Raw genomic sequence first — 13,143 nt, 5'->3', positions numbered from 1 at the left:
CGACGTTATAGCCGAGCGAGTGGAGGGCATTGATCCACGCGTCGAAGGTTTCGCCCTTCTTCGATTTCATCGGTGTGCCGTCAGCCCCGACCGGCGACCTATTTTCGAACTCCTGAACGTTCTCGATGATGAAATGGTCGACATAGAGCTTCTGCAGCCAATCAAGGACATGCCACGGTGACGCCCGTTTCTGCTCGTTGACTGGCCGCCCACCTCTGGCGTTGCTGTGGTGGGTACACTGGGGACCACCAACCAGGATATCAACGCGCTCGGTCTCGAATACGGAGCGTGGGTCGAGTTCCTCGACTTTCGCGTGGTAGTGGTCGGCCCAGCTGTGGTTGCGCTCGTGGGTTTCGATAGCGCGCTCCCAGTGGTTGACTGCCGCGAGTTCCACGTCGCGATCGAGGTGTTCGCAGGCTTGCGCGAGTCCCCAACTGAGGCCACCAGCGCCGCAGAACAGATCGACCGCGCGAACGGTATCGTCGCGACGGCGTCGGTCGGACATCTGTCACGCCTCCGCGAATCGTTTTGCTCGTTTGACATCGACGACCTCAGTCCAGTGGTCGGCTCGCATCTCGTGAGCGAGCATGTCCTTCACGACAATGGGGACTTCCTGCGGCGTCGCTGCTCCCATCGGGTCGAACTGGTTGCTCTCGGCGAGGCGGTGCGACCGGAGGATGCCGATGGCTTCACCATTTTCGACCACGTACCGGTACCGGATGTCCCGCTCGCCGTCCGGCCGGTCGTGCCCGCGATGCAAGATCTCGACCGCGTGGCTTTCCACCTCCGCCACAGGTGGTCGATCTTCGGTTTCTGGCTCCCGTTCGTCCGCCCACACGTGATCGTCGGAGATTTCGTATTTCGTCATCGTTGGCCTTGGCCCCCGTTGGAGCGCGACCTGCTGGGTCGATGTGTCTCGTTTTCAGCGGCGACCAGTTCGAGCAGTCGCGCTTGAACGTCACCGGCGACGAGTCGACGTGCCTGCTCGGCAAGCCCCTGCACCGGATGCTTGCTGTTGACCCGCTCCCAGTCGAACCCATCGAGTTCGTACTCACTGTGTTCCAGGACCGAGAACGGATTGTCGAAACTCATCCGCTCGATCACTCTTAGCTGGCCGAGAACTCTGTCGTAGTTGACCGTCTGGAGCGTCCCACTATCGTCCGCGAGTCGTGGCAGTATCCGCTCGGCAAGCGTCTCGACCCGCTGTTGGTAGGTAGTTTTCGAGAGGTGTGCAACGGTTTCGGCGGCGGGATGCTGATGTCGGCTAGGTTCCTCAACTGGTGGTTTGCGACGCGTGTCGTGACTCATCGATTGTGCCTCCACCCCTCCTGAGGGATGAAAAATTACAGTTGGCGATAACTCCGACACCCCACTCTGTCCGCAATTCCTTCTGGTGCGGCGGTCAGAAACCAGTACTATTCGTCGAGGTGTTCGATGCTCTGCTTTGCGACGTTGGCTTCGATGATGGTCCCAGAGAGCCATTCGGGGCCGTCCTCGGGCGCATCCTCCTCCCACGCCCACGCCTCGTACACATGGAGTTTGTCGGTGCCGCGTTCACGGAGGCGGAGTTCCTGCTGGTCGGCGTCTGCCTCTGACGAGGCAGGAGTAAGCCGCCGAGCGGCTTTCATGGCTGCCTGCCGTGGGTAGTTCCCTGAGAACACGCTGGATTCGCTGCCATCCGATTCACGCAAACCGAAGTTCCGTTTGCCGTCTTGGCGAACCATCGAATATCTACTCCACTCAGTTGTACTGACAGGAAGTGTATAAATGCACCGACGAAATAGGGAGGAAGCTCCGGGATGGTCATCAGTGATGGACAAAAGGCGACTACGTTTGTTCGCGGAGTTCTGTCGCGCGCTGTTGGAGCAGTCGAAGAATGTGGTCGCGTTGTTCGTTGCTGTTTTCGTAGGCAACGTACTGCTTGACCGTCTCAACGGAGCCCATACAGTGGATGCCGGCGCGAATTCGGCTCACGTCGTTCGTGTCGAGCAATTTCTCTGGTGGGAGACCGTCAAGAATGCGCTCCCCGCTGGCCGCATCCTCGCTGTCCTCGTCAGTCCCGCCATCGGTTCCGATTCTCGCCTGCGCGTCCATCAGTGACCCTCCGTAGTCGGGACAGAAGTACTCTCGCTGGCCGATGGTGCTTGCGGGGTGTCCGTCCAGCTGTCGTGCTGTGCGACCGCCTCCGTGAGGACTGCAGCAACGCGCTCTTCGAGCGGTCCTGGTTCCGGAGCGGCAATCAGCACGTTGAGTTCGAGGACATCTTCGAGCGATACGGCAGGCTGGTGGCGATAGAGTTCGTGAAGCACGGTCATTTTCACGGTTTCGCCGTCAGCCTCTGTCTCGGCTAGTGCTCCACGTGCGAGGTCACCAATAACAGTCCGTTGACTGCTTGTGGTCTCGGTCCCAGCGTTATCGGCGGAAGTCGCGGATGGCATGTGTACGTTCCTCCACGCCTCCATGGGGAAGACAAACCATCACCGCACCAATCTGTTGTTAATCGTCAATGAATTCTTCGGCCGATGGTTGTATCTTGGAAGCGACCCACTCGGTAAGGTAGGGGACATTGTCAGTCAGATCGCCAGATGACGCCGCTGCAATCGCCTCGGGCGTATGATACCCAGCCCGGAAGAGGTGATGACCTCGAACTGGTCCGATGCCGGGGATATCGTAGATTGATGGGCCGGCTACACCGTACAGCTCCAAGAGTGGTGGTTTCGCTGTTTCGGGCTCGATATCGTAGCCTTCCAACTTAGCAAGCGTTTCAGCGACTGTCTCAGTGTCGACATTGGTTTGTGAGTGAGTCGCGATTTGTTCAGCGACGACAGTTCTCTTGTCCGTTTCCGGCGTTTCCGGTGTCGCTGGATAGTGGTCGATATCGTCTGTTCCGCCACTATTCTCGTTTGTTGCTACCGAATCGATGGCGGTTTCGACTTCGACTTCGGGTTTGTTCTCAATGGGGTCCTGTTGTCTCGCGTTGTCGACTCCATCCGTCTCGTGGTGGTTCGGTTCAATGGTCGCGTCACCGAGCAAGTAATCGAGCAGCGAGAGTGCGAGTCCCTTGTCGAGCGGATCGTTCGCGTTGCCACAGTGCGGCGATTGGATACACGCCGGACACCCACTTTCGCAGGGACAGTCAGCGAGTAGTCTCCGCGTCTCTCGCAGGAGGTCCTCGACGCGCTCGTAACCCCCACGCGCAAGGCCGACACCACCGGGATACCCGTCGTAGATGAAGATCGTACTCTTGGCCGTCTGAGGATGCAGCGGTGTCGAGAGCCCACCAATATCGCGCCGATCACACAGGAATTCGAGCGGAAACAGTGAGATCATCGCGTGCTCGACCGCGTGGATTGCTCCCTCGAACCCGTCGTCGACGTCGCTCTCAGCTCTGAGGTTCTGCTTAATGGCCGGCGGAATCGTGAAATACAGCGCTCGCGTCCGGAGCTCGGTCGGCGGCAGTGGTTCAGGCAACGGAATGGGCTCACCATCGTCGTCATTGCCCTGCGTACATCGGAGATACTTTGTGACCTGCTCGCGGAACTCGATATCCGCAAACCCCACCGTGACGCCGGAATGGGTGGCGAGCGTCGTTTCATCGAGGATCTCGTTGACCGAGATTGCCTTGTCGGTGAGTGCTTGCGTGTAGTAGGACAGCTCTGTGGATTCGAGAAACGCGATGTCACGCTCGAGATCGAGATCGACCACCTCGTATTTCTCTCCCTGATGGTGATAAATCGCGTTGGGGTGGACATCCCGGAGTGCGTCGTCATACGAGAGGCTGGCGAGATCTGTCTCATTAAGCCGATCACGGATCTGTATCTCGCGATCGTCGATAGCCCGAATGCTCATCTCGTGTTGGGGACTACCGTCACCCGCGTAGGTCCACCGTACGCCCTTGTTCGTGTTCCGGCGTTCGAGAAGCCCCTCGCTTTCGAGTTGGGTAACGAACTCCGGGAACCTTTCGCCGAAGTGTTGTTCATCAGCGGGCGAGAGCCACGATTCTCGGGCGGCACTGAGCACGTGGTCGGGCATGAGCTGGTCGTTGGCGGGGTTGACCGCCGCCTCTTCGGGGTTGCCCTCGAAGAACACGTCGGGATGACCCATCAGATACTGGTCGAGCTGGTCGCGACCGCCGACGAGCGTTACGAGACTCGCATCCCGACCCCGACCTGCTCGTCCCGCACGCTGGTGGGTCTGCATTCGCGTGCCCGGATACCTGTCGAGGATCACCACATCGAGCCCACCCACGTCGACGCCAAGTTCGAGCGCACTCGTCGACCAGACGCCCGGGATTGACCCATCGTGGAGGCCGTCTTCGATCTCCTCGCGACGGTCCTGTTTGAGTGCGGCTTGATAGGCGGTGATCGCGTTGGCGGGCTCGTGGTTGCCGCGCTTGTGGAGTTCGGCTGCCGACCACTCGGCACATCGTTCGGCCCCCTGGCGCGTCCGTGTGAACACGAGCGTCTGATATCCCCGCGTCACGAGGTCACAGAACAGCCGGACGGCTTCGGCGTGGTTCGATTTGCGCTCTCCACCAGATTCAGGCTCTACTGACGCCTCAGTCTCGCCTTCGCCGCTGTCGTCGGTAGTTGGAGCCGACTGTGCGTCAGATGAAGTATCGATGTCTGTTGAAGGAGGCGCTGGTGCTGGAAGCACTTCGCCACCGTCCGACGTCATTGTCGGTGGCTGTGGCTCGGGTTCACGCTCACTCGGTGCTGGGTGTGATGTATCTGTGCCCGATTGAGACTCGTCTTTGACTGGTGGTGGGTTCCAGAACAGCCAGTGAGTCGCGCCGGTGGTGCTGGTATCCTCGTCGATGACGGAAAACGACTCGGCGGACTGGCCGGTAACGTTTCCAGCGTGTTCGGCGGGATTGCCGATGGTGGCCGAACAGCAGATGAACTGTGGGTTGCTGTTGTACCGCTCGCACATCCGGGTGAGCCGGCGCATGACCAGCGCGATCTGGCTGCCGAAGATACCCCGATACTCGTGGACCTCGTCGATGACGATGGTATCGAGCTGGCGAAAGAACCACTCCCAGAGATGGTCATGCGGAAGAACGCCATAATGCAGGAGATCGGGCGTCATCAAGACGATATGCGGTTGGTCGCCCCGCACGGCGCGTTTTTCAGTCTGTGAGAGCTGGCCGGTGTATTGGCCCACGTCGACGGTGGCTCCGAGGCCGAGATCATCCGTGAGGTCGGTAAAGCTCGTTTCTTGGTCATTGATGAGCGCACGCTGGGGCGCGATATACAGCGTACGCCCGTCGTGATCAAGCGCGCGCTCGACTGCGGGGACAGTGTAGATGAGACTCTTGCCGCTGGCGGTTGGTGTGGCGATGACGGCATTCTCGCCGTCGCGGATCGCGTCGATAGCAGCCGTCTGATGCTGGTAGAACTGGTCTATCCCTCGCCGCTCAAGCGCTCGTTCGAGCCGAGATTCGACACCTACATCGCCATAGCTGCCTGTCCGACCCTCCATCACCTGATGAGTTTTGATCTGGTTGCGATAGTATGGACGGTCTCGAAGCCAACCAACGATTTCGTCCACAGACTGAGTACTCAGCTGTGAATGTTAACGATTTCGGGTATTTGTCCACAGGGATTGTGAACCGCCTCGGAAATTGGCTTCAAGGGTGAATCGCGTAAACTCTTACTCGTGGGCCGTCCGCTCAATGTACCGTTGAATCGTTTCGCCAGCCACCGCGCCGGTAATTCCGACATAAAACCAATCTGGATACGGGAACACTTGTGCCCGGCATGCGGGCACGAGGAAAACCGCGACTTGAACGCGGCGAAGAACGTCCTTGACCGAGGACTCGACAAATTCGTTTCAGACGGTCAGATAGGGGCGGGACGCTCCGAATCAACGCCTGTGCAGACTGCGCTCCCTACGTTCGCCTCGGTTCGGGCGAATGCACAGCGCGTCGTCGAAACAGGAAGCCCCGCGGCTTGACCGCGGGGTTCGTTCACCCGGAACCACCCTCGCACCTCTATCGATTTGTTCCGACGAAATAGGGGGTGTATGGGGAGTGGAGGCGAACGAAGGTGCTCGTTGAGGATGAGGGATTAGCCCTACAATTCAGCTAATACTGCCAAAGTCAGGCAGCTACCCTGGAAAGGAACAAATCGATAGAGGTGTGTCTCTTCTAGTCTACTACCATCTAGAATCAGAAAAGAACGAAGAAACAATTCTCAGCTCTACAGATGAATAGGGCGAGTACCTTGGGGTTCGAATCCGAGATAGTTCACTAAGACCGGAGAAGGAAAGCATGTCGATATATAACATCTTCAATTATTACCATTAGATATTAGATAATCAATTAAGGAAATAAGATGGTAGAGTGACGTTTGAACAAATCGATAGGGGTGTGTCTCCTCTAGCTAATCATCACCTAGAACTAGGAAGGAAGAGAAGAAATCAGTACACAGGTTAACAGGCAAAGCAGGCCAAGTGCATTAGAGATTGATCCTGAGATGGTTTACCGGCGGTGCAGGCGGATAATGCCCCTTCCTCAACGATCACCGCAGTCCACCGAACGGCGGACAAGGAGCACAGTAGGGAGGGGATACGCCCGCCGTCATCATCTTGTCTTCCGCAGTGTCGGCCTGTCGGCTGACTGGACCACGACCGATATACTTAAGTCCAAACGAAGTCTAAACATAGTTGATGGATCGGTTCGATATCGAAGGCCACGAAGTCCACGACGGCGAGGCGAAACCCACCGGCAACGGTGCCTACGTTCTCGTTCCGAAACGGTGGCTCGGCGCGGACGTGAAAGTGGTTCGCGTCAGCGAACCTGACACCGATTCAGACGACGAGTAATCCCAACCCATCATGGAGTTCGCCTACAGGTTCCGGCTCAACCCCACGCCCGCTCAACGAGATCGGTTAGCGTGGACGCTGGACACTTGTAGGCAAGTCTACAATCACTTCCTGCATCGGATGAATCGGAATGACGACATATCGTCGTCGTTCTCCGAACAGAACCGCCTTCCCGACCTCAAGCAGTGGTGGACTGACCTTCAGCAGGTCAACTCGAAAGTCCTGCAAAAGGTCGTAGACCGGCTCTACACCGCCCGGTCGAATCTCAAGAAAAAGAAGGACAAAGGCCACGACGTAGGCAAACTCAAGTGGAAGGGAAACGGGTACTATCACTCTTTCGAATACAACCAGTCCGGCTTCGAACTCAAGAAAACGAGTGGCCGCGACCGATTATACCTCAACAAGATTGGCAATGTACCCGTGGTTGCTCACCGCGAGTTGCCCGACGACGCCACCATGAAAGGCGTCGTCGTCAAGCGCGAAACGACCGGACGCTGGTACGCCTCGCTCCAACTCGAAACGAACGAGAGCGCCCCACCGAAACCCGACGAACCGGAGAACGTCGTCGGTATCGACGTGGGTATCCTGAAATACGCCCACGACACCGACGGTCACGCCGTCGGGTCGGTGGACCTCTCCGCCGAAGAAGAGCGGCTGGAACACGAACAGCGTGTTCTCTCCCGCAAGGAACACGGCTCGAACAACCACCGCGAACAGCAACAGAAGGTTGCACGCCGCTACGCCGACATCAAGCGAAAGCGCCGCGACTTTCTCCACAAACTCTCGACGTGGTACGCGAAGACCTATGACCTCGTGGCGGTCGAAAAGTTGGACGCGAAGGGGTTGCTGGAACTCCCGTCGAACTCGCACAACCGTGCGAGTGCGGCGTGGGCGACGTTCCGCAAACTCCTGAAGTGGAAGTGCGAACGCGAAGGTACGCACTTCGTGGCGGTCGAACCTGCCGGAACGACCAAAGAGTGCGCTCGATGCGGCGTTTCGACGGACAAACCGTTGTGGGTCCGCGAGCATTCATGTCCGGCGTGTGGGTTCGAGGCCGACCGGGACGAAAACGCCGCGTGGAACGTCCTCCAGCGTGGTCTCGACAAACTGAATATAGGCACGGGCAGTGCCGAATCGACGCCTGCGGAGACCGTGGTCCCTACGGCGACCGCGTTTCAGCTGGTCGCTGCAAACCACGTCGCGGAAACAGGAAGCCCCACCCTCAAGCGCGAGCCGTCAGGCGAGCGGTAGGGTGGGGAGGATGTCACTACCCCCTTCCTTTGTGGATAGAACAAATCGATAGAGGTGAGAGGGTGTTCTGAATACTCCTTGAGTCGGACTAGGGAAGCATCCTAACAAATCGTCGGAGGTCAACAAAGAGAATGCTATACCCCGCCATAACTCTGCTTTTGACCGTTATTGCAGTAGAAAAGAAATCGACAGAGGAACTTTTTAGTATCCTGATAGAGTGGGGTGGGGTATGCCCACGGGTCCCGGTTCCGAGGATACTCCCGAGTCCACGGGTTCCATTAAAGATCTCATCCTTGAGCAAGAGGAAGCCGCAAGTCTCATCAAGAACCGATCTCTCCTCGAACCGAACGAGATCGTCGCTGAAGATCGTATTGTTGGTCGCGACACCCAGCTCACAAGCATCACCCAACACCTTCGCGTCGCGATTAGTAACGAACGACCGCCAAACCTCCTCCTGTATGGACCTTCTGGGACTGGAAAATCCCTCATCATTAATGCTGTCTGTGAGAATATCGTCGAACTTTGCGAAAGTCGAAATATTCGGTTCGGCGTTATCCAAATGAACTGCCAGAACGTTGGGACCATCGGGTCAGCCGTCTACGAGCTCGCCCGAAAGGTGGCGAATGATATCGGTACGACTGTCGAAGTTCCAGAGCATGGCGTCCCAAACAAGAAAAAATGGCGCGAACTCTACCGCCTCATCAACGAACACTATGATACAGTGGTTTTCATCCTCGATGAACTCGACATGCTCGTCGGTCGTCGAGATAAGGATGAACCAGCCTTCTCCCGGCTTCTCTATCAGCTTTCTCGTGCTGGTAGCACCGACGATATCACTGCACAAGTTTCCGTGACTGCCATCACTAACGATACGAAGATGATGGAGAACGTGGGCAGTCGAGCACTTAGTTCGTTCACGCCTGAGGACGTTCACTTCAGTGACTACGACGCTACCCAGCTCCGAGAGATCCTTCGCGCTCGGAAAGATGCTTTCCATGAGGATACTCTTAGTGGCGACGTCATCCCACTCGCAGCAGCCTTTGCCGCACAAACCAACGGAGACGCCCGGAAAGCAATCGACCTGATGCGAACAGCGGGATCGATCGCTGAAAAAACAAACGCCGATGAAGTTCGTGAGCAACACGTTCGTGAAGCTCAAGATAAAGTTGAGAAAAATCGCGTGTTAGAGGTAACTCGTGGTATTAGCACGCAGAAAAAACTCTGTCTCTTTGCGACTGCAGCTGTTGCTCGTGAAACCGGAACGGGTGCAGCGAAAAGCCCGCCCGGATACAGAGTATATCAGTACCTGACGGACACCCTTGATTCCGAACAATACCATCAGGAGACGTACGTGAATAAAATGAAGGAGCTCACGACGTATTCGTTGGTCGAGACTGAACGGAAGAGTCAGGGACCACATTCGGGAAGCTACCTCGAGTTTACGTTTGGTGAGAATCCGGAGACTATCATTGAGACGCTTCGGGAAGATTCACGGCTTGATGACGTCCACGATGATGAGCTCCGCTCTGTTGTGAACGCACAGATCAATCAGTAGATCGTCCCTTGAACAAATCGATAGGGGTGAGGGTGTTGTCGACAACCCGGCTAACTTGACAACAAGAACAAGTCGATAGAGGTGGGCCTACACAGCATGGGTTTTCATCTCACAACAAATCGATAGAGGCGACTCTCCACTGAATCTTCCACACTGATCAAGTGTATTTGACAAGCAAATTTGATATCATGTAGTCAGGGTTTCAGAGTGATATTCGACGTATGCGCGTTCGGTTTCAGATTGATATGCGAGTGTCTGACCGTTCCCATATTCAACAATAATCGCGTCTTCGAGCATCTCGTACTCTCGAATCGACTCACCAGTGGCTGTGAACACTGGGTCGTCCGGTTCGTGCACAGCTGCTCCGACACTCTCTATTGGCGTATCGGTCGGCCAGACTCCGCGTTCTTGCCAGAACTTTCGCATCTCGTGGAGGCTCTTTCTAACTGTCGCTCGGATCGAGAGGTGATCGGCGGACTGCCAGCCCTCGCGGCTCCAGTATTCGCCGAGATACGCGACGCGTTGCGGGCCATTCCAGTCAAGATCGACGATATCCGCAGGTGGATCACCCGTGATCGTCGGCTGCGTCAGTTGCTCTATCACCTCGAATTGCTTGGGCGGGCTCGCGCCGAGCAGGTGGATGCGCCGCCCCCGCCAATCGCTCATGGTACTGATATCGGTCGCCTGGATGTCTGAGTATCCCATCGGATAGCCGAGAACGAACTGCTCGTCGATGATTTCGAACGCCTCGGGACACTTCGGGACGATCACGAACTCGGTGGTGGGAAACTCGTTGACGAGCGATCGGGCGAGCCGTGTATATTCATAAGCCTGCTCAGGCGTCGTAGCATCGCCGAGAACACACACCCACGGCTGCTCGGGGAGTTCTCGGATGCATGCAACGTATCGGTCGATATCGGGGTCATGAAAATCGTTATCAACCATCAGAACGGGCGTTTCGACGTTTGCGAAGTCGTCGATCTGAAGTGAGTAGTCCTCGCGGATGCCGGGGAGAAAGCCGAGATCGTAGGCGTCGGTGGCGAACGGATGGCGGTGGAGAAACGCGACGTAGTCCGCTTGACGGGCGGCGGCAATGTTGTCACCGTTCCCAACTGCCCGCGAGTCTGTTTGCTCTGATGTGGTGCCAGTTGCTGGTGCTGGTGGATGGGATCTGGACATGGGAAAATGCCTGAATTCGGACACTCCCCACACCGAGTGAGAAATTGAGCTGTCTTCACTGGTCAGCGCCGCTATCACCGTCGGTGAATGCAGCGAACTGGGTCTGCTGCGTATCCAGCTCCACGTCCACGTCGACCTGGACATTCCGTTCTCCAGCCTCGTCCGCGCCATCTGTCGCTGTGGGCGGTGTCGAACCGTCAGCGGCCTCATCTCCCGATGTGGACAGGAATTGTGGAGGCTCACATTCCTGGCTCGGCGCACCCATCAGCCCTTTCGAGGGCCTGACCTTCCACGCGGCCATCGGATCGGCTTTGAGCGAATCACCATGAATCGCAAACCCAGGAAGTCCTCGGATAGCGAAATTGATCGCGGTCATCTTGGCACACCTGATGTCGATGTCCTGTCCGAAGAACAGTGCGGCGTATGGAGAGTCAGCGAGTTCTTCGAGGCGTTGGCCTGCACCGACAAGGAGACTGCCACTCCCGCAGGTAGGATCATGGATAGTGAGCGGGTCGTCTGGAGTTGTGCTCTCGATTTTCTCATCGGTGGGGAGCATCATTCCACCGAGCAATCGTGCAGTGGGCGGTGGCGTGAAGTGCTGTCCGTTTTCTTCGGATGGAGCGCCGTATTCCTGGTACAAACATCCGAGTACGTCGGCGTCGGTCTTTTCCATCGCTGCGAGCAAGTTGGCGAACCCTTCCGAATATGCCTCGAAAGCAGTCTGCGTCGTCTCTTCGCCGAAATCGCTCTCGTATCGATCGACCATCTCGTCGTGGCTGTCGTCGTCGCGTTGGAGGCTCGTGAAGACGATATCGATCCAATCGCGAAACACGCGCGACCAGCCGTGGCCAGTCTGCTGACGAACGTCGGTGAGCGAGTCGAGAACGGGTTTGGTGTAGGTGTCGTCGAGGTAGGGCATGGGTTTTCCACCCCTCTGGAGGAGACAAACGAGATCCGGTGACACTGCTCTCTGCTTTCTATCGGTTAATCTGAACTACAATCTAAAATCTCCCGACGGTAAATGTATTTCAGTGGCTTATCGGTATATCGACTTGTGGGGGCCAGCGATCAGACTGGCATTTGCTGATTCGTTGCTTCCCTCTTGTGTCCCGTTCGTTCCCGGAGTGCTGGCTGCTGATGTAGAAGAATTCGTCTCAGTGTCATCTGCGCTCGCCGCTTCGTTTGGAGTCGAGTCTTCGTTTCCATTGTCAGCATCGTCGTCAGAGCCATCGGTTGGTGGCTCAGGTGGCGTCTCGGTAGATTCTGGTGTCTCGGTAGGTTCTGGCGTTTGAGTCGGTGTGTTGGTTTCAGGGGGTTCCGGTGTTTCTGTCGGGTCCGGCGTCTCTGTCGGCGGTTCAGGCGGCGTTTCAGTAGGCGTTTCCGTTGGAGTGGACGTTTCAGTTGTGGTCGGTGTCGGCGTCTCTGTCGGGTCCGGAGTAACTGTTGGTGGTTCCGGTGGGGTTTCGGTAGGTTCTGGTGTCTCCGTCGGGGTGGATGTTTCCGTCGGAGTAGACGTTTCAGTTGGTGTCTCGGTTGATTCGGGCGTTTCGGTTGGTGTGTCGGTTTCTGTGGCTGTCTCAGTTGGTTCGGATGTTTCAGTGGGTGTTGACGTGTCGGTTGATTCAGGAGTNTTCGGTTGGTGTGTCGGTTTCTGTGGCTGTCTCAGTTGGTTCGGATGTTTCAGTGGGTGTTGACGTGTCGGTTGATTCAGGAGTTGATGTCTCGGTCTCGGTATCAGTCTCAGTCTCGGATTCAGCTGCTGAGTCCGTTGAAGTTGCCGTATCAGTTGCTGTTGTGGCTTCGGTCGGCGTTTGAGTTGACGTGGTAGTTGTCGACTGTGGAGTATCTGCTGCCGTTGAGGTTTCCGTTGATGTAGCTGTCCCTTCTGCTTCAGTCGTCTCTGTGGCTGTCGGTGACTCCGTGGCTGTCTCGGTGCTCGATTCGGTTTCTGTAGTGGTCGGAGTTACTGTCTCTGTCTCTGCTGTTTCAGTGGTGGNGAGTCGCTAAATCGAAGGCGTTGAAGCGGGAGACTTCAGTTGCCTATGACCCAAATCTCCCGCTTCACCGAGGAAATTGTACCGGTTGCTGAAAGGGTTACTGGCGATGGCAACGAATCCGCCGCCCCGAACGGTGGCGGCGGATTCGCCGACTCCGCCCTCGTTTCCCTCCACTGCCTCCGGATTTACCTCGATACGTCCTACCGCATGACCATCGACCTATTGAAGGAGATGCCGCAAATAATCCGGGAGATCGGCCTCGACGCGGCCGATCTCCCTGCGCCGTCGACGTTGTGTAAGGCACTCGATCGGATCGAGATGAGCCTCTGTCGAGTG

At 56.9% G+C, this 13,143-nt stretch carries 12 protein-coding genes and 2 pseudogenes (1 of these 14 running past the window's edge); 5 read left to right on the top strand and 9 right to left on the bottom strand.

Translation table 11 applies throughout. The features are described from left to right. The 7 genes from C450_RS04350 to C450_RS04320 form a co-directional block, all read right to left on the bottom strand. Positions 1 to 505, bottom strand: a 505-nt coding sequence (locus tag C450_RS04350) for a DNA cytosine methyltransferase (protein ID WP_005040491.1), incomplete at its 3' end; no start/stop codon positions are given. A gap of 3 nt (positions 506 to 508) precedes the next feature. After that, the gene (locus C450_RS04345) at positions 509 to 868 is read right to left on the bottom strand and encodes a hypothetical protein (protein ID WP_005040489.1); all 360 of its coding nucleotides are present in this window, start codon (positions 866 to 868) and stop codon (positions 509 to 511) included. Then, positions 865 to 1,308, bottom strand: a complete 444-nt coding sequence (locus C450_RS04340) for a hypothetical protein (protein WP_005040487.1) — start codon at positions 1,306 to 1,308, stop codon at positions 865 to 867. Before C450_RS04340 ends, C450_RS04345 begins: the two co-directional genes overlap by 4 nt. Before the next feature lie 107 nt (positions 1,309 to 1,415). Then, positions 1,416 to 1,724: a non-histone chromosomal MC1 family protein gene (locus C450_RS04335; protein WP_005040484.1), complete on the bottom strand. Its 309-nt coding sequence runs from the start codon at positions 1,722 to 1,724 to the stop codon at positions 1,416 to 1,418. A 103-nt stretch (positions 1,725 to 1,827) separates the two neighbouring features. Further along, entirely contained in the window at positions 1,828 to 2,094 is a 267-nt protein-coding gene (locus C450_RS04330) for a hypothetical protein (RefSeq protein WP_005040482.1), read from the bottom strand. Beyond that, entirely contained in the window at positions 2,094 to 2,438 is a 345-nt protein-coding gene (locus tag C450_RS20570; RefSeq protein ID WP_005040478.1) for a hypothetical protein, read from the bottom strand. The genes C450_RS04330 and C450_RS20570 overlap by 1 nt, the downstream gene beginning before the upstream one ends. A gap of 58 nt (positions 2,439 to 2,496) precedes the next feature. Continuing rightward, on the bottom strand, positions 2,497 to 5,481 hold the full coding sequence (locus C450_RS04320; protein ID WP_005040475.1) for a DEAD/DEAH box helicase: 2,985 nt from the start codon (positions 5,479 to 5,481) through the stop codon (positions 2,497 to 2,499). A 243-nt stretch (positions 5,482 to 5,724) separates the two neighbouring features. Between C450_RS04320 and C450_RS22825 the strand changes: the two are divergent. The 4 genes and pseudogenes from C450_RS22825 to C450_RS04310 form a co-directional block, all read left to right on the top strand. Continuing rightward, positions 5,725 to 5,955: pseudogene (locus C450_RS22825) on the top strand (zinc ribbon domain-containing protein); the annotation flags it as partial. Positions 5,956 to 6,669: 714 nt separating this feature from the next. Next, positions 6,670 to 6,825 (top strand): DUF2080 family transposase-associated protein, encoded by a 156-nt coding sequence (locus tag C450_RS21420; protein ID WP_005040473.1) that lies wholly within the window; start codon positions 6,670 to 6,672, stop codon positions 6,823 to 6,825. A 12-nt stretch (positions 6,826 to 6,837) separates the two neighbouring features. Further along, entirely contained in the window at positions 6,838 to 8,076 is a 1,239-nt protein-coding gene (locus C450_RS04315) for an RNA-guided endonuclease InsQ/TnpB family protein (RefSeq protein WP_049909829.1), read from the top strand. 229 nt (positions 8,077 to 8,305) lie between these two features. Then, positions 8,306 to 9,631, top strand: a complete 1,326-nt coding sequence (locus tag C450_RS04310) for an orc1/cdc6 family replication initiation protein (protein ID WP_049909832.1) — start codon at positions 8,306 to 8,308, stop codon at positions 9,629 to 9,631. Positions 9,632 to 9,817: 186 nt separating this feature from the next. Here the strand turns inward: C450_RS04310 and C450_RS04305 are convergent, their stop codons facing one another. Next, positions 9,818 to 10,810, bottom strand: coding sequence for a DUF6610 family protein (locus tag C450_RS04305; protein ID WP_005040466.1), 993 nt, complete (start codon positions 10,808 to 10,810; stop codon positions 9,818 to 9,820). A gap of 55 nt (positions 10,811 to 10,865) precedes the next feature. After that, complete coding sequence (locus tag C450_RS04300; RefSeq protein WP_005040464.1) at positions 10,866 to 11,729, bottom strand: N-6 DNA methylase; 864 nt, start codon at positions 11,727 to 11,729, stop codon at positions 10,866 to 10,868. A 1,123-nt stretch (positions 11,730 to 12,852) separates the two neighbouring features. Here C450_RS04300 and C450_RS04295 point away from each other — a divergent pair. Then, positions 12,853 to 13,143, top strand: a pseudogene (locus C450_RS04295) (IS5/IS1182 family transposase); its annotated part runs 27 nt beyond the window's last position; the annotation flags it as partial.

Source organism: Halococcus salifodinae DSM 8989, from assembly GCF_000336935.1.
Classification (GTDB): Archaea; Halobacteriota; Halobacteria; order Halobacteriales; family Halococcaceae; genus Halococcus; species Halococcus salifodinae.
Note: the sequence above shows the minus strand (reverse complement) of the source record. Positions and strands in the feature narration are given on the sequence as shown.